This window comes from Mammaliicoccus sciuri, assembly GCF_025561425.1.
In the GTDB taxonomy this organism is placed as follows: Bacteria; Bacillota; Bacilli; order Staphylococcales; family Staphylococcaceae; genus Mammaliicoccus; species Mammaliicoccus sciuri_A.
The window spans coordinates 1796846-1820421 of record NZ_CP094824.1; the positions used below are offsets into that span (position 1 = coordinate 1796846).

General features: G+C 32.4%; 21 protein-coding genes and 1 pseudogene. 2 read left to right on the forward strand and 20 right to left on the reverse strand.

Translation table 11 applies throughout. The features are described from left to right. Positions 1–16: 16 nt before the first annotated feature. The 9 genes from MUA60_RS09255 to MUA60_RS09295 all read right to left on the reverse strand — a co-directional run bounded on the left by MUA60_RS09255 (position 17) and on the right by MUA60_RS09295 (position 9620). Positions 17–3202, reverse strand: a complete 3186-nt coding sequence (locus MUA60_RS09255; protein ID WP_262648006.1) for a DNA translocase FtsK — start codon at positions 3200–3202, stop codon at positions 17–19. Continuing rightward, the gene (ytpR, locus tag MUA60_RS09260; protein WP_262648007.1) at positions 3186–3791 is read right to left on the reverse strand and encodes a YtpR family tRNA-binding protein; all 606 of its coding nucleotides are present in this window, start codon (positions 3789–3791) and stop codon (positions 3186–3188) included. Before ytpR ends, MUA60_RS09255 begins: the two co-directional genes overlap by 17 nt. A 12-nt stretch (positions 3792–3803) precedes the next feature. Further along, positions 3804–4682, reverse strand: coding sequence for a DUF1444 domain-containing protein (locus MUA60_RS09265; protein WP_262648008.1), 879 nt, complete (start codon positions 4680–4682; stop codon positions 3804–3806). Between the two features lie 154 nt (positions 4683–4836). Beyond that, entirely contained in the window at positions 4837–5151 is a 315-nt protein-coding gene (locus MUA60_RS09270; RefSeq protein WP_262648009.1) for a thioredoxin family protein, read from the reverse strand. Further along, positions 5148–6164 (reverse strand): PTS sugar transporter subunit IIC, encoded by a 1017-nt coding sequence (locus MUA60_RS09275; RefSeq protein WP_262648010.1) that lies wholly within the window; start codon positions 6162–6164, stop codon positions 5148–5150. The genes MUA60_RS09270 and MUA60_RS09275 overlap by 4 nt, the downstream gene beginning before the upstream one ends. An 87-nt stretch (positions 6165–6251) precedes the next feature. Beyond that, positions 6252–6980 (reverse strand): amino acid ABC transporter ATP-binding protein, encoded by a 729-nt coding sequence (locus MUA60_RS09280; RefSeq protein ID WP_025905278.1) that lies wholly within the window; start codon positions 6978–6980, stop codon positions 6252–6254. Beyond that, entirely contained in the window at positions 6977–7696 is a 720-nt protein-coding gene (locus MUA60_RS09285; protein WP_107577620.1) for an amino acid ABC transporter permease, read from the reverse strand. The genes MUA60_RS09280 and MUA60_RS09285 overlap by 4 nt, the downstream gene beginning before the upstream one ends. After that, positions 7677–8456 carry an amino acid ABC transporter substrate-binding protein gene (locus MUA60_RS09290; protein ID WP_262648011.1) on the reverse strand — a complete coding sequence of 260 codons (780 nt, stop codon included), beginning with the start codon at positions 8454–8456 and terminating at the stop codon, positions 7677–7679. The genes MUA60_RS09285 and MUA60_RS09290 overlap by 20 nt, the downstream gene beginning before the upstream one ends. Positions 8457–8543: 87 nt before the next feature. Then, the gene (locus MUA60_RS09295; protein ID WP_262648012.1) at positions 8544–9620 is read right to left on the reverse strand and encodes a M42 family metallopeptidase; all 1077 of its coding nucleotides are present in this window, start codon (positions 9618–9620) and stop codon (positions 8544–8546) included. A gap of 79 nt (positions 9621–9699) precedes the next feature. On the opposite strand from MUA60_RS09295, the gene MUA60_RS09300 reads away from it, so the two are divergent. Beyond that, complete coding sequence (locus MUA60_RS09300) at positions 9700–10014, forward strand: hypothetical protein (RefSeq protein WP_262648013.1); 315 nt, start codon at positions 9700–9702, stop codon at positions 10012–10014. Between the two features lie 64 nt (positions 10015–10078). Here the strand turns inward: MUA60_RS09300 and MUA60_RS09305 are convergent, their stop codons facing one another. From MUA60_RS09305 to MUA60_RS09345, 9 genes are all read right to left on the reverse strand, one after another. Next, positions 10079–11278: a MalY/PatB family protein gene (locus tag MUA60_RS09305; protein WP_262648014.1), complete on the reverse strand. Its 1200-nt coding sequence runs from the start codon at positions 11276–11278 to the stop codon at positions 10079–10081. Then, entirely contained in the window at positions 11268–12110 is an 843-nt protein-coding gene (locus MUA60_RS09310) for a YtnP family quorum-quenching lactonase (RefSeq protein WP_262648015.1), read from the reverse strand. Before MUA60_RS09310 ends, MUA60_RS09305 begins: the two co-directional genes overlap by 11 nt. A gap of 129 nt (positions 12111–12239) precedes the next feature. Beyond that, positions 12240–12875, reverse strand: a complete 636-nt coding sequence (gene trmB, locus MUA60_RS09315) for a tRNA (guanosine(46)-N7)-methyltransferase TrmB (RefSeq protein ID WP_262648016.1) — start codon at positions 12873–12875, stop codon at positions 12240–12242. A 13-nt stretch (positions 12876–12888) separates the two neighbouring features. Next, a complete protein-coding gene (locus MUA60_RS09320; protein WP_262648017.1) occupies positions 12889–13680 on the reverse strand; it encodes a phosphotransferase family protein in 792 nt (263 codons plus the stop codon). 263 nt (positions 13681–13943) lie between these two features. Further along, positions 13944–14792 carry a D-amino-acid transaminase gene (gene dat, locus MUA60_RS09325; protein ID WP_262648018.1) on the reverse strand — a complete coding sequence of 283 codons (849 nt, stop codon included), beginning with the start codon at positions 14790–14792 and terminating at the stop codon, positions 13944–13946. Further along, positions 14789–16207, reverse strand: coding sequence for a dipeptidase PepV (gene pepV, locus MUA60_RS09330; RefSeq protein ID WP_262648019.1), 1419 nt, complete (start codon positions 16205–16207; stop codon positions 14789–14791). Before pepV ends, dat begins: the two co-directional genes overlap by 4 nt. Positions 16208–16460: 253 nt before the next feature. Beyond that, the gene (locus tag MUA60_RS09335) at positions 16461–16886 is read right to left on the reverse strand and encodes a YtxH domain-containing protein (protein WP_262648020.1); all 426 of its coding nucleotides are present in this window, start codon (positions 16884–16886) and stop codon (positions 16461–16463) included. Positions 16887–16949: 63 nt separating this feature from the next. After that, complete coding sequence (locus MUA60_RS09340; RefSeq protein WP_262650609.1) at positions 16950–17657, reverse strand: pseudouridine synthase; 708 nt, start codon at positions 17655–17657, stop codon at positions 16950–16952. Next, positions 17657–19294 carry a putative polysaccharide biosynthesis protein gene (locus MUA60_RS09345; RefSeq protein WP_262648021.1) on the reverse strand — a complete coding sequence of 546 codons (1638 nt, stop codon included), beginning with the start codon at positions 19292–19294 and terminating at the stop codon, positions 17657–17659. Before MUA60_RS09345 ends, MUA60_RS09340 begins: the two co-directional genes overlap by 1 nt. A 122-nt stretch (positions 19295–19416) precedes the next feature. Between MUA60_RS09345 and MUA60_RS09350 the strand changes: the two are divergent. Further along, positions 19417–20675: pseudogene (locus tag MUA60_RS09350) on the forward strand (NAD(P)/FAD-dependent oxidoreductase). 153 nt (positions 20676–20828) lie between these two features. Here the strand turns inward: MUA60_RS09350 and MUA60_RS09355 are convergent. Beyond that, positions 20829–21140 carry a rhodanese-like domain-containing protein gene (locus tag MUA60_RS09355; RefSeq protein WP_262648022.1) on the reverse strand — a complete coding sequence of 104 codons (312 nt, stop codon included), beginning with the start codon at positions 21138–21140 and terminating at the stop codon, positions 20829–20831. 21 nt (positions 21141–21161) lie between these two features. Next, positions 21162–23546 carry a leucine--tRNA ligase gene (gene leuS, locus MUA60_RS09360; protein ID WP_262648023.1) on the reverse strand — a complete coding sequence of 795 codons (2385 nt, stop codon included), beginning with the start codon at positions 23544–23546 and terminating at the stop codon, positions 21162–21164. Between the last annotated feature and the right edge of the window lie 30 nt (positions 23547–23576).

Consider the following 23576-nt stretch of genomic DNA (forward strand, 5'->3'; position numbering starts at 1 on the left):
TCACTCCTTCTATTTCTTAAATGTTAGTTTCTCTTTCTTCTATCATATCTTTAGTAATGAGTACATCTCTTGGTTTAGAGCCGTTAGGTCCAGATATATAACCTCTCTCTTCAAGGTTATCAATCATTCTCGCTGCTCTATTATATCCAATTTGGAAATGCCTTTGTATAAGTGAAGTTGAAATATGACCTTCGTTTAACATAAATTCACAAACTTCATCAAACAGTGCATCAGCAGGTTGTTCATTTACCTTTTTCAACAATGTTTCTTCTTTGAATAGATAATTTGGTTTCATTTGACTACTTACATTTTCTACTGTTTCGTCAATTTCATCATCTGATACAAATGCACCTTGAACTCTTATCGGTTTATTCATACCGTTACCAAGATATAACATATCACCATTACCAAGTAATTTCTCTGCTCCACCAACATCAAGAATTGTTCTAGAGTCAATAGAAGACGATACCATGAATGATATTCTTGTTGGTACGTTTGCTTTAATTAAACCTGTAATCACATTGACGGATGGTCGTTGTGTAGCAAGAATCATATGTATACCACATGCTCTAGCTTTTTGTGCAATTCTAGCAATAGATTGTTCAACTTCTTGAGGTGACATCATCATTAAATCAGCTAACTCATCTATAACTATAATGATTTTTGCCATTCTTTGCTCGTAATTTGCTTTTTTATTAAATGCCGTAATATTTCTAACATGTAATTCTGCAAAACGCTTATATCTACGTTCCATCTCTTCAACAGCCCATTTTAAACTAGCTGTTGCCGCTTTTACATCGGTAATAACTGGCGCAACTAAATGCGGTAAATTATTATACGGTGCAAGCTCTACCATTTTAGGATCAATCAGTAATAGTTTTAGCTCATCTGGATGATTTTTATAAAGTAAACTTGTTAAAATAGCATTAATACATACTGACTTACCAGAACCTGTTGCACCGGCAATGAGCGCATGTGGTGTCTTTGCAATATCCATTAATAGCGGCTCGTTATTTATTTTGAAGCCCATTGCTACAGTTAGTTTGCTTTCTGCTTGTTGGAAAGGTTTAGATGTGATCATTTGGCCTAAAGGAATCTTTTTAGGACTTTGATTAGGCACTTCGATACCTACTAAACTTGTACCTGGAATAGGTGCTTCAATACGGATATCTTTAGCTGCTAATGCCATTTTAATGTCATCTTGTAAAGCAGTAATTCTAGATACTTTAACACCTTTTTCAACAGATAATTCAAACCTCGTTACAGTAGGTCCTTGTATCATATTTACTACATGTGCAGGCACATTAAAATGATAAAAAGCTTCATCAAGTTCTTTTTTCTTTTCCTCTAACCATTCACTATTATCTTCTTCCTCGACAACATCATCTAATATAGATACTGGTGGAAGTACATAAGATGGTCCTTTACGTTTAACAGCTTGGTTAGACGCATTTTGTTCGTTTTGAGTTTCACTTTCTTTTTGTTGTATGTTTGATGTTTGTGTCTTGTTGATATTTGATGAACTTTTAAATGCTTGATGTTTACGCTTATCTGAAGGTGTCATCATCACGTTAAATGGTGAAGATTTTCTTACAGACTTAGGCTTCAAGATAGGTTCGTGAGAAGGCGTCTCTTTAGGTTCTTCAGGTTGTTGAACCGGGTCCTCTATTTCTATAGGAGCGTTATTTGTTTCTTCTTCAGCAATAACATTATCCGCTTCTTCTGTTTCAGTATCACTTTCCACATCTAAATCATCAGATTCGAATAAGCTTTCATCTTTATCTTCTTCAGTTTCGTCAAATGTTAATACATCTTCAGCATTATCGATTGTATCTATTTCTTCAGCTTCAGAATCAGAATCTTCTTCTTCAAAATAAATATCATCTTCGACAAATTGTTCTGATTGTGTAATGGATGCATCATCGTCTTCTTCAAGAGAATCATGCGTATCGATTATTTCTGAAGGTTCGATAACTGCTTCATTAGAATCATCATTATCTTCTTCAAAATGCTGTATTGCTTCAGCTTCAGTACTATCTTCAGCATTATGAGTTTCTTCAACTTCATTACTTGATTCCACTTCTTCAACGATTTCATCAACATTGTCTTGTTGAATGTCATCTTCTGTATCATCAAAATCCAAGTCTATCTCTTTAAATTCATATGTAGTTAAATCATTGACATCTGGTTGTAACGCATTAGAATTAGCCGTCTCTTCTTGTAAATCGCTTGTTTCATCTTGATGTATGTCATTTTGTAATTCATCGTGTATCGCTTCTTGTTCATCTTCCACGTCTTGATAATCTTTTGAATCATTTTTAATATATGACGCTTGTTGTTTTAAATAATAGTCTTGATTTTTAATTTGTGACTTTTTCTGTTCTGAATCAAGACTGTTAAGTTCTTGTTCTCTTTTTTCTCTTAAAGCTTTTTCAAATTGTTTTTTCTTTTGAAGTTTCTTCTCGCGTTCTTTTCTAATTTCAGAAACAATTTGTGAAGCATAAATATTTTCAATGTTAATCGTATTGTCCGTCTTTGAATAAGTAGGGACATCTCGTACGATTTCACTACTTTGTTTACGTTTATTTTCTTTTTCAGCATCATTTTCAGTAGATTTAGCTGAATGATCTTTCAAACCACTATTAGGAACTTCTTTTTGCTTTCTCATACCGAATATTGCTGAAGGCACTTCAGAAGCTTTAAATTTTGGCTGATGTAAAGCATTCAATCTTTCTTCAAATTGATAGTCATCATTATGACGTTTACTGTTGTCGTAGCGTTGAGAAGATTGTTTACTTTTCGTACCGTAATGATGTGTGACATCCTGGTCATAACTTCTTGACCTCTTAGCAGGTTCATATGAATCCACATTACGATTTCTTCTACGTCTTCTTCTATTCGTAGGAAAAGAAGCTGAGCTTTCATCATAAAATCTACTATCATGATATTTCTCTTCTCGTTGACTTGATTCATTATCATGTTGATGATGCTCTTGACTTGATTGCTCTTCATATTCCATTTGTATTGGAAATCTAAATTTGCCTTTAGGTCTTCTATAAATTTCTTCATTAGTTGAATCTTCATCTGGATGATGATCAAAAGACACTTGATCGCTTTTTTGCTTTTCATTTTTTTGTTCATTTTTCGATTGCCAGAATATATCATCAAACCAACTCATAGGTTCACTACCTTTCGTCTTCAAAGAATGGTGTTCCTACAGTATAACTATCATCTAATACCATTATACCTTTTTCTTTTGGAGCACCTTCTAAATCAAGTTCTTTCATTGAACAAATCATACCGCTAGAAGGAACACCACGTAATTCTGCATCTTTAATAATCATTCCACTAGGCATTACCGCTCCTACTTTAGCAACAACAACTTTTTGACCTTGATCAATATTTGGAGCGCCACATACAATTTGTAATGTTTCATTACCAACATCAACTTTACATACTGATAGTTTATCTGCATCAGGATGTTTTGATTTTTCAGATACGTATCCTACTACAAACTTAGGAGATAAATCAACGTCTAATTTATAATTAATATTATTTTTCTCTAGTAAGTCTTGAATACTATTAATGTGTTTCTCTTCAACTTTAATATTGCCATTGCCTTCTATTTGAACATATTTAGAAGCATTGAATATATTCAATCCAACAATTTTATCTTCGCTTTTGATAATTGTTAAATCATTTTGAAAATCATATTCTAATCCTTCAGTTATAGGTTCTAAAGTAACCATTAATACGTCGCCAACACCATTTTTATTATAAAATAAATTCATTTCTCCTACTCCTTACAATCTTTTTTGATTATTTTTCATTTTTTTAAATATTTCTCTATTTTTTTCTAAACGCTCAATAACTTCTTGGTTTCTCTTACGAGAGTGATTTTTACCTAAAATAAATATTGGTTCTAAAGGTTTATCAGGTGTATAAGAGAATGATAATGATGTTATTGGCACTAAGCCATTTTGGAAGAATTGCATCGTTATTTGCGCTACAATATCATATCCAATTTCATTTTTAATATCACAAATCACCAATACATCTTGATGAGGTGTAGCTAATAACATTTCACCTTCAATATTTTGATAAACATCTTTTAAGAATGTTTGATTGAGAATACGTGAAGCATCATATCCATCATTCGTGTTAATGAAGTAGAATGTGTTGCCTTGAACTTCATCAGACTTGTAAGTTGTTTTTCTCTTTTTAATATTGAATAACGCTTGCTCTTTAATTTGTTCTTTCGTTAAATTAAGTTCACTGAGCATAGACTCATCTATTAGCCTATAAGTATTTCCTAAATCAAGCGCATAATATATATTTGTTTCAGCTGTATGTTCATCAATGACAAAAGGTATACCTTCTTTAGTTTCTTTATGAAAACTAGTAGACCTTATGACAGGCAAAATCTCAATTTTATTAATTTCTTTATTAGTTTCATCTTGCATTGCATTTATTGTTTCAGTGACGTAATAAACAATTTCGTCTATTGTTTTATTACCGTTATTTTTATATTTAGCAATAATCGGAGCTAATTTAACTGAAAGCCCTTTTTGATTATCCGTTCGTTCAATTCTTAAACTTTCATTTTCCCTATCAAACTTAAAATTTGCATCTAAAGTTTTCAATCGGTCTTTTAATAAATCTCTCATTTGAAAGACATTCATACTTAACACTCCTATTTTTATACCTCCATATAGTTTACAACAAATCGCAGTTATGTAACAGTGATAAACATATTTAAATGAAGTTAAATAAAATAAAAAAGCAGGTAATTCGAAAATAAAAGAAACTTTTTTCGACCTGCTTTTTTATATAAATTTAATTATTTAATCCATCAATAAATGCACTAATTTGTGGAATTGTTTTTCTTTCTTTACCAACGTATCTATCAAGTTCTTGACCGTTGTTATAAGCGATAAAACTTGGAATGCCCATAACATCAACTTCTTGGCATAAATCAATAAATTCATCACGATCTACTGATACAAATTGATATTGATTGTATTTCTCTTCAAGACCTGGTAAATCTGGATCTATAAAATGACAATCCGGACACCAAGATGCTGTGAACATAAATATTGTTGGTTCGTTAATCAATGATTTGTATTCTTCGATTGACGTTAATTGTTTCATTTCTTTGCACTTCCTATCATTAATGTTTGTTGACCATCTTTAATTATATGATACTTCTTCAATAAATGATAAACAAATAAACTGATTACAGCTGGTAATAAGAAATGGAAGAATGCAATTTGTAAGTATACTTCTGCCGTACTACCCATTGTTTTAATCGTCATAATTTGCCCTACAAGTCCACTTGAACCCATTCCAGCACCAGCAGCATTATTTTCCATTGGCCAAAAGACTGTCATGATTGGTGCTACGACAATACTTGCTACGATTGGCGGTATTAATATAAAAGGCTGCTTTAAATAATTTGGAATTTGAAGTTTACTTGTACCAATACCATGAGCAATAACACCTGAAATACCGTTATCTTTATAGCTTGTTACTGCAAAGCCGACCATATGACAACAACCACCTATCGTAGCTGCTGCTGCCGCTGTTCCACTTAAGCCAAGCATTAATGCTAAAGCTGCACTTGAAATTGGACTACTTAGTGTAATTCCAACTATAAGGCTGACGAATATACCCATTAATAAAGGTTGTTGATCCGTACTTAATTGTATCCAGTTTCCTAATACTTTCATAAATGCATCGATAAATGGCGCTATAAACTTTGCAATAGCTGCACCTATAAATAATGTTAAAATCGGTGATAAAATAATATCTATTTTAGTTTTGCCTGAATATAATCTTCCGAGTTCACTCGCAAATACTGAAGATAAATAACTACCTACAGCGCCACCTTGTTCATATCCATACATTCCTGTTACAGCAGTTGTAAATATAATGAGTGGTGATGCGCCTAAACCATAACTCACTGCTACCCCTACCCCAGCTCCAGTTAAAGTTTGAGCTAACTTACCTATTTCTATCATCATTGAAGTATCAAAATATGTATTTAATGATTGGCCTAAAGTTTCAATAATAAGTCCAACAATTAATGTACTAAACAAACCTAAAGCCATATAACTTAATCCATCTATAATTGTTCGATTAAAAAAAGATTTTACGCGTTCCATTTGTTCACTCCCTTTAAAAGGATTATACAATAAAAAATACACATGTCATTATTTAAATTAAAATAATAACATGTGTATGTTGAAACTTTATACTTCTATAACATTTAGAAATTTCTTCAATGCGTCTGTCTTCGGTTGAGTAAACATTTCTTCTGGTTTACCTTCTTCACCAATTAAACCATCGTGAATGAATATCATTCTATCAGAAACTTCTCTTGCAAATCTCATTTCATGTGTAACAATGACCATCGTCATACCTTCATTGGCTAAATCTTTAATAACTTTTAATACATCATTCACTAACTCTGGGTCTAATGCTGATGTCGGTTCATCAAACAACATGACTTTAGGGTTCATTGCCAATGCTCTCGCAATCGCCACACGCTGTTGTTGACCACCAGATAAAGCATGAGGTCTTTGGTCTTTAACACTTTCTAATCCTACTTTTTCTAAAAGTTGAAGTGCTTCGTCATATGCTTTTTGTTTATTTACTTTTTTAACAGTAACTAAACCTTCCATAACATTTTCAATTGCTGTTTTATGTGGAAACAAGTTGTAATTTTGAAACACCATACCAGATTGTTTACGGACTTTAATTTGTGACTTCTTATTATCTGCTGTGTATGTTTCGCCATTAACAACTACAGTCCCTTCAGTCGGAATTTCTAATGCATTCATCATTCTCAATAAAGTTGTCTTACCAGAACCTGATCTTCCAATTAAAGTAATCACTTCACCTTTATCTACTGAAAGATTAATCCCTTTGATGACTTCTTTATCATTAAATGATTTTTTAATATTTTGAAGTTCAATCATGAACGATACCCTCTTTCAATATAAGATTCATAGTAAGATTGAATGATTGATATGATAAAACATACAATCCAATATAATATCGCTACTAGTAAATAAATTGTTAAGAATTCATAAGTTGTAGAAGCGACTTCTTGCGCTTTTCTAAACATTTCTGCTACTAAAATAAAGCCAAGTAAAGACGTATCTTTAATCAAGCTTAAGAATGTATTACCTAATGCAGGTACTGAAACTCTAATTGCTTGAGGTAATATAATTCTTTGTACAGTTTGTTTATAATTCATACCAATCGAGTATGCCGCTTCAGTTTGACCTTTCGGAATAGACATAATTCCACCTCTTAAAATCTCAGATGCGTATGCACCTACATTAAGAGAAAGACCAATGATCGCAGCTATGACAGGTGACAAAGTCAATTGATTGTCTGCATTTCCTGTTGCCAATCTACCAATCTCAGGGATTCCGTAAAAGATAATGAATAATTGAACAATCATCGGTGTACCACGAATGATTGAAACATAAAAACGTGCAATCCCTTTTAGAACTTTACTACTTGATATACGCATTAATGCTGTAACTAATGCCAAGATTAAACCAAGCACAAAAGTAACTAAAGTAATAGGAATAGAATATTTAACTAGACCCTCTAACATCGGTAGAAATGCTTGTTTGGCAGCATTTAATGCATGAAGTTGCTCATCATTTAGGCTCTGAAACATTAGCGCCAAACCATTTCTTACTTATTTTTTCTAATTCGCCATTATCTTTTAAAGTTTTTAGACCTTTATTAAAATCTTTAATCACTTTGTCATCTTCTTTTTTACTAAATGTAAATGCAGATTGACTTTGTTCAGCATCACCTTCAATTGCTTTTATTTTAGCGTTAGGTTTTTGCTTTTTATAATCTAAATATGAAATATTATCATTGAAAGTACCTTCAACACGATTTGATTGTAATAAATCCATCGCTTGGTTGAAGCCATCTACTTTTGTAATATCTGCACCTTTTGATTTTGCAAGTTTACCATAGTTAGATGTTAAAGTTTGAGCTAATTTTTTACCTTTAACGTCGTCGAATGATTTAATGTCTTTATTATTCTCATTTACTACTAATACACCATTTGAATAAGTGTATGGATCTGAGAATTTATATTTTGCTTTTCTTTCGTCATTGATACCAACTTGGTTAGCAATCATGTCAAAACGTCCTGAATCTAACCCAGCAAACATTGAATCCCATTGTGTTTCTTTAAATTCAACTTTGTAACCCATTTCTTTAGCAACTGCTTTTGTTACTTCTACATCATATCCAGTTAACTTATCATTTTTATCATGGAAGCTAAATGGTGAATACGTACCTTCTGTACCTACTACAATTGTTTTATCATCTTTCTTACTACTTTCTTTCTTGTCGTTGCTGTTTCCACATGCAGCTAACACAACAATTAATGCAATAATTAAAAATATACCCTTTTTCATATATACACCCCTCTATTCTTAGTATCCAAATCGGAATAAACATATTTTAGACCGAATTAAAACTACTGTCAATTACTAAAATCTGGACTATTTAAATTTCAAATATTCAATCTTTTCTGAACTTAAATTTAACACGATTTCATTGAGCAATAATTTTGCACTTTCATAATCTCTTGGGTCATATATAGCTTTACTTGTATGGATATATCTAGCACAAACACCGATTACCGCAGTTGGGATACCTGTTAGAGCTTTATGGATTTCTCCACCATCTGTACCACCTGGTGATTGGAAGTATTGATGATTAATTTCTTTTTCTTCAACCATTTCAATTAAATAATCTCTCATTCTTTCAGATAAAATCATCGTACGATCTAAAATTCTAATTAATACACCTTTTCCTAAAGCACCTGATAAGCCAACGTGTCCTTTCATATCATTTGCAGGTGAACAATCTACAACTAATGCTAAATCTGGTTTGATTAAATTCACACTTGCTGAAGCACCTCTTAAACCAACTTCTTCTTGAACATTTGCGCCTACATATAAATCAACATCAAGCTCTTCATCTTTAACTGCTTCTAATAATTCTAATCCAACTAAACAACCATATCTATTATCCCATGCTTTAGCGAGTATTCTATTCTCTGTTAGTTGTTCAAAATTCGTACTTGGAACAATTGTATCACCAATTTTAATGCCCATTTCTTTTAATTGATCAATACTTTCTGCACCAACATCTAAAAGCATATCTTCAATAGAAACACCTGACTCTTTACCAGTTCTAAAATGTTTAGGGATACTGCCAACTACGCCGTTATAGTATTTACCGTCACGCGTTTTTAACTGTAGTGTTTGTGATAGCCATACGTCTGATGACACACCGCCAAGTGGTGTGAACTTTAACATACCCTCTTTTGTCATTTCAGTAACCATAAAGCCAATTTCATCCATATGAGCTGCTACTAATACTTTAGGTGCATTTTCTTTTTTAGATTTTTTCACACCATAAATACTGCCCATATTATCACCAATAATTTCATCAACAAATGGTGCCATTTTTTCTTTTAAATATTCACGTACTTCATTTTCAAATCCAGGTACAGCATGTAATTCTGTTAATTCTTTCATTCTATTAAGTGTTTCTTGTCTAATTTTTGTCATTGTAAATCTCCTTATTGAAATATTTATCTATCATTCATTCTTTGTGTTAAACTTAAATTAAATAGAAGGAGGCATGGTCATGCAGAATAATAAGTTCCGCTTTTTCATTATATTATTGTCCGTTTTTACTGGTTTAAGTATTGTTGCTTCTATCGTATATGCCAAGCAATATAAACCATACAGTTGTGAAGAAATACTTAAACAAGTCAAAGCACAATTTAATAAGGTTGAAGCCTCTTATATATTACATATCCCAAAGACCTACCAAAAATTCGGCATTGAAACTAAAGTTGTGCATGGTGGTATTACCGTTAATAATGATGGTAAACAAGTACACTATGAATTTATAGCCGATGCCTTTAATGGCCAAGTCATTGATATATTTGAAATTTAATAAGCTTAAAAGATGAGTCTGAGTGATTAATTTAAACCTCAGACTCTTTTTTATGACTGAAACATTATTCAATTTCACCATGATCAAGTGCGTCGAATGATTTTTTAATAGATTCTAAACCGCTTCTTAATTTTTCTTCACTACAAGCTAAATTCATTCTGAAATGATAACTTTCTCCAAGCTCGTACGAATGGCCAATGCCTGTTGCAAGTTTACCTACAGATTGCAATGCTTTTTGAACATCACTTTCTACGTAACCACTTTTAGAAAAGTCTATCCAAGCTAAATATGTCGATTCAGGTTTAATGAATGATAACTGATCAGACATTTCATTTTTAATAAATTCATCTAAGATGTTCATATTCTTCTCGATATGCTCATTTAATTGATCTACCCATTCACCTGCTTCATTATAAGCTACTTTAACTGCTTCTACAGCCAATGTATTTGCAGCAGACAATCCATAATATGTTGCCAATTTACGATTGAATTGTAATGTGAAATAGCGATGTTTTGTAATCATATAACTACTTGCTAAACTCGCTAAGTTAAATGTTTTACCTAATCCAGTAACAACAAGAATCGGAGAATCTAACGTCATTTCATTCGTCATAGAATAGAATCCATTTTCACTTCTCACAAAATCCATATGAATTTCATCAGAAACAATAAAGACATCATGTCTTTCACACACATCCTTCATAAATGCACATTCTTCTTTTGTCCAAACTTTACCTGTTGGATTATGAGGATTACACAGGACTAACACTTTAACATCATCACGTGCTGCCATTTCTTCAAATTGTTCTTTATCCAACTCATAACCGTTATCTGTCGCTACTAATGGCGATTCAACTGCCACTCTTTTATTACCTTCAATTAAATTTAAAAAGGCATTATATGAAGGCGTATGAATTAACACACCTTCACCTTCTTTAGTAAATTCACGTATCACTTCAGTTACCGTAAATAAAATACTTGGCACATAATATATATCATTCTTTTGGATGTTCACAGAAAATCTTGTTTTGTACCAATTTTTAATCGCATTTAAATATGCTTCTTGCTTCCATACTAAATAACCGAAATGCGCTTGATCCAATTTATTTTTCAAATGGTTAATAATAAAATCAGGTGTCTTAATATCCATATCAGCAATCCAAAATGGTTCTAAGTTCTCATAATCATAAACTTTACGTTGTCCATCATATGCTACTGTTGCTGTTCCCCTTCTATCAATCACTTCATCAAAATTATATTTCAATTAAATCATCCCTTCTCATTTCTTCTTTAATTCCCTTCGTTTGTTCATCTAGTTTAAGCGCAAAATAATTGGCATCATGATAGAACACGAACCAATAATCTTCTTTAATATATCTCTGTAAAAGTCTTTCCTTAGCATTAATAGAATCCATTGGATAATCATCATAGGCTGTAACCCATAAAGGGTTCAAATGAGCTAATGTAGGCAAGATATCGGCCATATGCACAGCTTTCATGCCATTACTTTCAATTTCAATGACACTATGACCAGCGCTATGACCACCAGTATGTATCATTTTAATGCCTGGAAAGATTTCCATCGAATCTACAAATGTTACAACTTGATGTTCAATACCTTTATAATTTTGTTCCCAATATGTAGCACTACTTCTTATATTTGGGGCTCTCAATTCATTCCATTCAATTTGTGATGTATAAATTGTTGCATTTTTAAATACTGATTGACCATCTGCAGTTGTGAGTCCACAAGCATGATCAAAATGCATATGAGACATCAATACAATATCAATATCATCAATGGTTAAATTAAATTGCTTTAATGAGTTACTAATATCACTTTCATAAGTTGTACCATAGTTTCTTTTTTGTTTGTCTGTTAATTTACCATTACCTATCCCAGCATCAATTATAATATTGTGTTCATCTGTTTGAACGAATATTGGATGTGTTACGAGAGGTATTTGATTTAGTTCATTAGGCGGATATTTTTTAGTCCACAATGCTTTTGGAACAACACCGAACATTGCACCACCATCCATTTGAGTAATACCACCTTGTAATGGACATAATTTAAATTCACCTATATTTAACAAGAAATTCCCCTCCAATCATTTATTATTGTATCACTATTTAGAGTAATGAACATCTTTCATGATTGCTACAACACATTAGTTAATAATGGCATAAAAAAAGAAGTTAGAATCATAACGATTCCAACTTCATTATTTAAAGCTTGCTTCCATACGATAGATTCTAAAACCTCTACTAGAGAATTTATCTTCATATTCAGTACGGATACTATCTTCAGGCTCTTCTTCATGTAAATTCAAATTAATATAATCAAATGACATACCATATTGAGACATACTTTCTAAACTATACTCAAATAATCCTTGATTATCTGTTTTGAAATGTATTTGCCCATCTTTTTTCAAAATGTGCTGATAAATTTCTAAAAAGCTAGAAAAAGTTAATCTTCTTTTAGCATGTCTTGTCTTTGGCCATGGATCTGAAAAGTTCAAATAAATTCTAGAAACTTCATTTTCAACAAAATACTCTGTTAATAATTTAGCATCTTGATTAATCAATTTAATATTGTTTAATTCCATTTCTTTAACTTTTTCAAGAACACGGACCATAACATTTTTATCTTTTTCAATTGCTACGTAATTGATATTAGAATTTTGTTTAGCCGTCTCAGTAATAAATCTACCCATACCAGTTCCGACTTCAATATGAATGGGTTGATCTTTATCAAACCATTCCGCCATCTTATATTGATGATTAAGATCTACATCTACTATATTGGGATGATCCTTTAAGAAATCGTCAGCCCAAGGTTTATTTCTCATTCTCATTCAAAGTTACTCCTTATATAAATACATTTCTTGTCATCACTTCATTTAAGAAGTGTAACCAATCATTCATATCTTTATAACGTTTTTTCTCTTCATACCATTCTACCATTGCGATAGCTTGAATCAATGTATACCACTTCATACGTTTCTTTAAATCGTGCGTATCGTTAATGCCATACATACTTAGCCAATCTGACCAATCTTTCTCATCAACATAAGTATATAAAATCATTCCGATATCAATAGCTGGATCTGCAATCATTGCACCTTCCCAATCTACTAAGAAAAGTTCATCTTGATCAGATAAAAGCCAATTATTGTGATTCACATCTCCATGTATGACTGTATAGAACCTACTGTCTAGAGTTGGCATGTTATCTTCTAAATATAACAATGCCTTTCTCACAGTGCGGTTAGACAATACATGTCGTGACAATGAGCTGTTAATTTTATTAAATAAAATCTCTGGATGCATAGGTTTCATTTTCATACGTTTAAGCATATTTAATAATTGTTTAGAAGAATGTATTTTTTTAAGAAGTTTGGCAACACGGTTAGAATTCATTTCATCTTGGACTAACTCTCTACCATTTTTCCAATGTTGTGCAGTTACAACTTCTCCTGTTTCAATTCTTTTTGTCCAAACTAATTTCGGCACGATACCTTCAGCAGATAATGCTGTTAAGAAAGGACTTGAATTACGTTTTAGGAAGAGCTTGCGGCCATCTTGTTCTGCCATATATGCTTCACCAGATGCACCACCTGCTGAGTCTAATGTCCATCCTAATTGATAAAAATGTTCCAACCTATCCACCTCACTTTCAATAAAAGAAAAAGAAAAAGACTCAAGAATATTCTTTTTCAAGAGTCATATTTTAATCTTAAAAATTTTTGTTTAATTTTTGTAATTTTAGTGCGCTTGATTTAAATTTTATTATCTTTCGGTTAAGATTTCAACCTCATAAATGAAAACTTTCGAGTATTTTGAACCTATTCATATACAATAAGTCTTATAAATTCAGTATCCACTTGAATTACTTAAGATATTAAAATTACACTAAAAAATTTTTATGATTTTGACTCTATATAATTATTAAATGCATTTTGTAATTGCTTCGTAATTTGTCCGACTTTTCCGTCACCTATTTTTTGATCATTTACTTTCACAACTGGCATTACTTCAATAGATGTACTTGAAATAATCACTTCATCTGCATCATTTAAGAAATCTAATGTAAATGATTCTTCAATAAATGGAATATTTAGATCTTCGGCTAATTCTTTTATAACACGTCTCGTAATCCCGTTAAGGATTAAATTATTTGCAGGATGTGTATAAATTTTGCCATCTTTAATCGCATAAACGTTACTTGAACTACCTTCTGTAACTGTTTCGCCTCTATGCATGATTGCTTCAGCTGCATCGTTTTGTGTAGCTTTCTCTTTTGCTAACACGTTACCTAATAAGTTTAAGCTCTTAATATCACATCTCAACCATCTGATATCTTCAACTGTAATAGCTTTGACACCATTTTCTAATTCGTCGTATGGTCTGTCATAGCTTTTAGAGAATGCTGAGAATACAGGCTTTGTACTCGCATCAGGAAACGGATGGTTTCGAGGTGCAACACCACGTGTCACTTGAATATATACGCCACCATTTACAACATTATTCTTTGCTGCTAATTCTTTTGTTACTTCTGTTAAACCTCCAACAGAATACGCGTCTAAATTAAGTCCGATTTCTTTCGCACTTCTAAATAATCTTTCATAGTGCTCTTTAGATGTGAATACTTTACCATCATATATACGTATGTATTCGTATATGCCATCACCAAAGTTATAACCTCTATCAGAATAGCTAACCTTACTTTCAGATTCATCAACAAACTCATCATTTATATAAATATAACTCATTCATCATCACCCTTTACACAGACATTGTATATAGCTTCTAAATAAATTGCAGTTGCATTAAATAATTGTTTTTTTGTGATATATTCATTTTTTTTGTGCATTAAATCTTCAGAATCTTTAAACATGGCACCGAATGCCACACCTTTATCTAAGTTTCTAGCATATGTCCCACCACCAATTGTATACGGCTCGGATTGATCACCTGTTTGATTGCGATATGCTGATAATAGTTTTTCAATGAATGGATCATTTTTATCTACATAATGTGGAACTTGGTGTTTATCCATTTCAATGTCGAAGCCTTTTTCTTTCACTTCTTCAGAAAAACGAGACATTGATTGGTCGAAATTAAAGCCTTCTGGATATCTTAAATTAATACCAAATTGACCACCATCTACATCTGTATAACTCATAATACCTGTATTAGTCGTCACTTCACCCATTTCTTCAGTAGCAAATTTCATACCCATTTTTTCACCTTTTGGAGAATCAACTAAATATTCATTTGCAAATTTTACGTATGAGCTCGCGTATTTATCTAAATTTAATTCATTTAAGAATTGAATAAGGTATAAACCAGCATTCACACCTAATGTAGGATCCATACCATGAGCTGATTTACCGTGAACAACGATGTTTAAGAATCCTTCATCAATTGTTGTTTCGCCTTCAATCTCATGTTCATTTAAAAATGATTCAAATTTCTGTACAACATTTGTCATTTGTTCTTTGATAAGTAATTTAGCTTGTGCAGTATCAGGTACCATATTGAATCTTTCACCTGAGAAGAATGCTTTCAGTTCTACTTCAGGCTCATCATTATCTTCCACATATCCAGATTGAACGATGTTAAATGTTACAATCCCTTTTTCTCCATGGATTAGAGGGAATTCTGCATCTGGTGCAAAACCAACTGAAGGCATTTCTTCAGTTTCAAAATAACGATCTGTACATTTCCAATCAGATTCTTCGTCAGTACCTACAATAATATGTATTCTTTTTTTCCATTCGACTTTCATGTCTTCAAGTATCTTAACGGCATAGTATGCTGCTATTGTTGGTCCTTTGTCATCAAGTGTACCTCTCGCAATAATTGCATCTTCTGTTTCTACAGGTTCAAACGGATTAGAATCCCATCCAGCACCTGCTGGCACAACATCAACATGGCAAAGTATACCTAATAAATCGTCACCTTTACCCGCTTCAATTCTACCTGCAATATTGTCTATATCAACATGAGAAAATCCATCTCTTTCACCTAACTTGTACATATAATTTAACGCTTCTTTCGGACCTGGTCCAACTGGCGCATCGTATGTACTTGCTGCATCATCTCTTACACTTTCGATGCTTAGTAGCCCCTTTAAATCATTTATAATATCTTCTTCATATTCTTTAACTTTATTTCTCCACATCGAAAATCATCTCTTTCTTAACTTGAATAGTTATCTATATAATACATGATATTTTTGTAAATATAAAATAGAATTACCGATAAATTTTTAATTTTTTATGCGAAAAGTTATTTCCTTTTACGTACGACTAAAATCTTATATATAATTATTTTTTTGAATCTTATTATTTCCCGACATGACAAAAGTTGTTAACAAAAAAACTAGGACAAATAAGTTGCCCTAGTTTTAGCCAATATTGACCATAAGAAGAAAATTATTTCTTCAAGTCTTCTTCTGTAACAACTCTTAAATTGTTGTTGGCTGTTCCGCCTTCATCATCAAATTTAGCTTCTCTTTGTTCAGTTGGCTCTTGATTTTCTTTTTTTAGACGAGATTTAGCATTTGATGCATAACCTTTTGGATCTTCTTTTGCTTTTTGGAATTCATTTTTTGCTTTTTCTTTAGCTGACTCTTTATAAGAAGTTGGATCTTCTTTATATTTTGAGTACTCGTCTTGTGCTTTACCTTTTAGTTCATTTGCTTTTTGTTTAGCATTTTCTTTGTAATTCTCTGGATCTTCTTTATATTTCCCGTATTCATTTTTTAATTTATCTCGATTTTCTTTTTTAGATAAGACAACTGCTGCTGCAGTTCCCCCTAATACTACTAACGTTCTAAATAATCCTGCTTTTTTAGCCATTTGTATCCACCTCTATTTAGTTAATAGTTATTATATTACCCAAAGGAAATCTTTCTAAACATTTTAAACAGATAAATTTAAAAGTTTAAAATCTTCTTCTAACAAATGTCTATACTCACCAAGTTCTAAACGTTTATCAAGTTCTAAATCAGCAATTTGAACGCGTTTTAAATAAGTCACTTCACAACCAATCGCATGAAACATTCGCTTAACTTGGTGAAATTTGCCTTCGTAAATCGTAACGTAAGCTATCGACTCTTCTCCATTTTCTATAATTTTTAATTCACTTGGAGAAGACGTAAAGTCACCTAAATCAATGCCTGCTTTAAAAATATCTATTGCATCATCTGAAATATGTCCAGATACTTCAGCATAATACTTTTTAGCGACTTTTTGTTTTGGACTCATAAGTTGATGGGAGAATTTACCATCATTTGTTAAAAGTAATAAACCTTCTGTATCTTTATCTAAACGCCCAACCGGGAATAAGTCTAAATGCATATATTCTGGGACAATATCAATGACTGTTTCATGTTCATCATCTTCAGTTGCTGAAACGAATCCTGCTGGCTTATTCATCATTAAATAGACAACTGGTTCATATTCTATCGGAATATCATCGAATGTTATAACATCTTCTTCTGGATTAATATGCATTTCTGGTTTCTTAACGATTTCATCATTAACGGAAACAAGATTTTTCTTTAGAAACTTTTTAACTTCTTTTCTTGTTCCGATACCTGAATTTGCTAAAAATTTATCTAATCTCATCATTTACACCACTTAATTTTGCGTCTAATTTTTGCAGTTAAATCACCTAAAAATTCATCTGCTAAACGTGAACGCATTGTTAAATAACCATATACAATTACACCTACACATCCGCCTACAATAAGTGTGATAAGCGCACCTAATTTAGATGTTGGATCAATAATTAATGACACAATAAAGTAACTTAACTCGACGAATAACACCATGATTATAGTATAGAAAGTAATTCTTAACGTATGGTAAATTGTGATATTAAATTTAAAGTCTGCATATTTATATAGAACTACACAATTTAAGATAACAGCTACTAATAATGCGATTGCCGTACCAATAACAGCACCTAACGTATGGAATAACATAATTAGTGGTAAGTTTATAACTGCTTTAATAACCAATGAAGTGATAACGATCCATACTGTTAAGGCTTGTTTATCAATACCTTGTAACATTGAAGCTGTTACAGATAATAATGCGATTAAAATACTAACTGGCGCATACCAGAATAATATTTCTGTACCCATTGGATTATAACTATAGAACACGTTATATAAAGGCTGTGCTAATACCATAATGCCAAGAGATGCTGGAACTGTTAAATATAATAATACGCCTAATGATTTTCTAATTTGATGATGCATTGCATCAATTCTACCTGAATTGTAAGTATTCGTTATAAATGGCACTAAACTTATTGCAAATCCTGCTGCAAGAGATGTTGGAATCATAACAATTTTATTAGTTGTCATACTCAGCATTGTGAAATAAATATCTTGTAATTCACTGCCTACCCCCGCCATCGCTAACCCAGTATTATGTGTAAACTGGTCGATTAAGTTTATAATCGGGAAACATAAACTTACTATTACAAATGGAATACTGTATTTAATAATTTCTTTATATATTTTGATATACGACACATCAATATCGCTAGTATCTTGTTCAACTTCTGCTTTTATTAAATGTCTTCTCTTCATCCAAAAATAAAGTAAAGTCAGTAATGCGATAATTGCACCGATACCAGCAGCAAATGTTGCAACTTGGTTGGCCATTAACACAGTACCATCCATGACATTTAATACGATATAACTTCCGCCAAGTATAAATGCGATACGTGCTACTTGTTCAGTTACTTCAGATACAGCTGTAGGACCCATTGAATTAAATCCTTGGAAGATCCCTCTCCATGTTGCGAGTAATGGAATAAATAATACTACAAAACTTATTGTTCTAATAACAGTTGTAATATCTTCTATACCCCAACCACCTTCTATACCACCTTTATTTGCTAAAGTTAATTGAGCAATAGTTGGTGATAAGAAATAAAGTAATAAAAATCCGATAAATCCTGATACCGTCATAACTAAAAAGCTTGACCGGTACAATTTTCTACTTACTTTATAAGCACCTAATGCGTTATATTTAGATACATATTTCGCAGCTGCTAAAGGAACGCCCGCAGTTGCTATTGTTATCATGATTGTGTATGGTTGATAAGCATATGTAAATGGGGCAAGATTTTTTTCATCGCCTATAATAGCGTAAAAAGGTATTAAATAAAGAATACCAATTACTTTTGTTATTAAAATACTTGCAGTAAGTAGGAAGGTTCCCCTTACTAGCGCTTTACTTTCTGACATAATTTCATCCCTATCTAATTTACTTTTAAATTTAATAATAACAGGTTTATTTCCATTCTACTACTTTTTTAAAGACACATTATTCGTTAAAATATTATTACATCGACTTATGGAGGTAACTTATGTATCATACAATAATTATCGGTGCTGGACCTAGTGGTTTAATGGCCGCATATAGTGCAAGTTCAAATGGTAAAAACGTCTTGCTACTTGAAAAGAAAAAAGGCTTAGGACGAAAGCTCCGCATATCTGGTGGCGTTAGATGTAACGTTACCACCGCTTACCTTATGAAGAAATTATAAAAAACATCCCTGGTAATGAAAAATTCTTATATAGTCCATTTTCAACATTCGATAATGAATCTATTATACAATTTTTTGAATCTAGATCTGTACATTTAAAAGAAGAAGATCACGGACGAATGTTTCCTGTTTCAAATCGCGCTCAAGATGTTGTTGATGCACTAGTTGATTCCATTAAACAAAATGGTGTAGAAATACGCCAAGAAACTACAGTATCATCTATTGAAAGTGAAAATCAACAAATAACAGGCGTCACACTACAAGATGGTACATTTATCCCTTCAAAGACTGTCATCATCGCATCAGGCGGTTGCAGTGTACCACATACTGGTTCGACAGGAGACGGGTATAAATTTGCTGAGCATTTAGGTCATTCCATAACAGAACTATTCCCAACAGAAGTACCAATTAAATCTAGTGAACCATTCATCAAAAACAAAACACTACAAGGATTAAGTTTACAAAATGTTGGACTATCTGTACTCAAGAAAAATGGTAAACCTAGAATTACACACCAAATGGATATGTTGTTTACACATTTTGGCGTTTCAGGACCAGCGGCATTAAGATGTAGTCAATTTGTTTATAAAGAACAAAAAGTTCAAAAGAAAACCGACATACAAATGGCCATAGATGCCTTTCCAGAAATTAAAGCACATGACTTAGAACAACAAATTGTAAAAAAATTAAAAGACGAACCGAATAAAGCGATTAAAAATGCACTAAAAGGACTAGTCCAAGAAAGATATTTACATTTTATCTTACAACAGTCAAGTATTGATTTAGACGTGACATACCATCACTTGTCCCAGCAAGCCATTCGAACATTCATAGAAAACCTTAAATCATTTACATTCACAGTAAATGGTACACTTCCACTTGATAAAGCTTTCGTAACAGGTGGCGGTGTTAATATTAAAGAAATTGAACCCAATACAATGGCATCTAAAATATGTGCAGGACTTTACTTCTCAGGAGAAGTATTAGATATCCATGGTTATACAGGTGGCTATAATATTACGAGCGCTCTTGTCACTGGGTATGTAGCAGGCTATAACGCCGCACAATTTAATGATTAAAATTCTTTAGCATGCATATAGTTTGGTGTTTGTTATGTGGTGTAAGTAGTTACAAAACTACTTGGAATTGTTACTAACTCTAAACAATATTATACTCACACATATTTTAAGGCTGAGACATTTAAAAATGTCTCAGCCTTATCTATTTCTTCATTAAACTCTTTTGTTTTCTAAACCATCGTCGCCCCACTCATTCATGCCGCCTTCTACGTTCACTGCATCAATGTCGTGGTCATTTAAATAATCAACTACTCGAGCACTTCTAACGCCACCTGCACATACAATATAATATGTTTGGTCTTTATTGAAATGATTTAATTCATCTGGAATTTCTCCCATTGGAATATGTTTAGCGCCAGGGATTACACCTAATGCTACTTCATGATCTTCTCTCACATCAACTATATTAATTGGACTATTAGATGTAATTTTTTCTGCTAATTCTGTTACTGTAATTTCTTTCATCACTAGAACACTCCTAATCGATTAATTTGCTACGATATTAACTAACTTTTGTGGAACTGCAATCACTTTACGAACTGTTTTACCTTCAATCGCTTCTTTGATTTTTTCATTATCCATCGCTATTGCTTCCATTTCATCTTTCGATAAATCTTTAGAAATTTTAATCTTGTCTTTTAGTTTACCGTTAACTTGGATAACAATTTCTATTTCGTTATCTACTAGTAATGACTCATCAAATGTTGGCCATTCTTCATAAGATAAAGTATCGTTATGACCAAGTTTTTGCCATAATTCTTCAGAAATATGTGGTGCAATTGGTGATAACATTTTAACAAAACCTTCAGCATATGCTTTATTGATTTGATCTTGTTTATAACAATCATTAATAAATACCATCATTTGACTGATTGCAGTATTGAAGTTTAGTGTATCGAAGTCTTCAGTTACTTTCTTAACTGTTTGGTTATACACTTTGTCTAGGTCTGGTGTTTCATTTTCAACGACCTTATCCGTAATGTTCCCTTCTTCTGTAACAAATAAACGCCATACTCTATCTAAGAAACGACGTGAACCGTCTAGTCCATTTTCGCTCCATGCAATTGCTGCATCTAAAGGACCCATGAACATTTCATATAGACGTAATGTGTCTGCACCATGAGAACGTACAATATCATCAGGGTTAACAACATTACCTTTCGATTTACTCATTTTTTCATTACCTTCACCAAGAATCATACCTTGGTTAAATAATTTTTGGAAAGGCTCTTTAGTTGGTACTACACCGATATCGTATAACACTTTATGCCAGAATCTTGAATATAATAGATGAAGCACTGCATGTTCTACACCACCGATATATAAATCTACTGGTAACCAGTGTTTAAGTTTTTCTGGATCAGCTAATTGTTCATTGTTATGCGGATCGACATATCTTAAATAATACCAACAGCTTCCTGCCCATTGTGGCATCGTATTCGTTTCACGACGACCCTTCATGCCAGTTTTAGGATCTACAACATTAATGAATTCGTCGATATTAGCTAAAGGTGATTCCCCTGTACCTGATGGTTTAACTTGATCTGTTTCAGGTAGGATTAATGGAAGTTCTTCTTCAGGAACTGTTGTCATTGTACCATCTTCCCAATGAATAACTGGGATTGGTTCACCCCAATAACGTTGTCTACTAAATAACCAATCTCTTAATTTATAACTTACTTTTTTATGACCGATACCTTTTTCTTCAAGTAATTCAATCGCTTTAGGTACCGCTTCTTCTTTTGTTAAGCCATTTAATACATCTGAATCAATCATTTTTCCATCTTCATCATATACTGTGATGATATCTAAATTGAATTTCTCTGCAAACTCAGCATCCCTTTCATCATGTGCTGGAACTGCCATAACTGCACCTGTTCCATAACTAATTAACACATAATCGGCAACCCAAATCGGCATTTTTTTACCAGTGAATGGGTTTGTTGTAAATGCACCAGTGAATACACCACTTTTATCTTTTGCTAAATCTGTTCTTTCTAAATCAGATTTACGAGAAGCTGCTAATTTATATGCTTCAACTGCTTCTTTTTCATCTTCAGTTGTAATTAAATCTACTAATGGATGTTCTGGAGAAAGTACAGCAAAAGTTGCACCATAAATTGTATCAGGACGAGTTGTAAATACTTCAAATGATAAATCTGTATTATCAATATTGAATTTTAATTCAGCACCTTCAGATCTACCAATCCAGTTTCTTTGCATATCTTTAATAGATTCAGGCCAATCTAATTCATCTAAATCTTCTAATAAACGATCTGCATATTCAGTAATTTTTAATACCCATTGTCTCATTGGTTTACGAACAACTGGATGTCCTCCACGTTCTGAAACACCATCAACAATTTCTTCATTAGATAATACTGTACCTAATGCTGGGCACCAGTTTACTGCTACTTCATCAACATATGCCAATCCTTTATTATATAATTGAATGAAAATCCATTGCGTCCATTTATAGTAATCTGGGTCAGTTGTATTCACTTCTCTATCCCAGTCATATGAGAAACCTAGCTCTTGAATTTGTCTTTTAAAAGTCGCAATATTTTTAGCTGTAAATTCTTTAGGGTCATTCCCTGTATCGATAGCATATTGCTCAGCTGGTAAACCAAATGCATCCCAACCCATTGGGTGAAGTACATTGTAACCTTGCATTCTTTTATATCTTGAGACGATATCTGTAGCTGTATAACCCTCAGGATGTCCTACGTGTAAACCAGCGCCAGATGGATATGGAAACATATCTAAAGCGTAGAATTTCTTTTGTCCAAGATTATCGTTAGCTTTAAATGTTTTGTTAGCTGCCCAAAAATCTTGCCATTTCTTTTCAATTTGTTGATGATTATAATTCATTTGTTCGTTCCTCCTATAAAATAAAAAAAA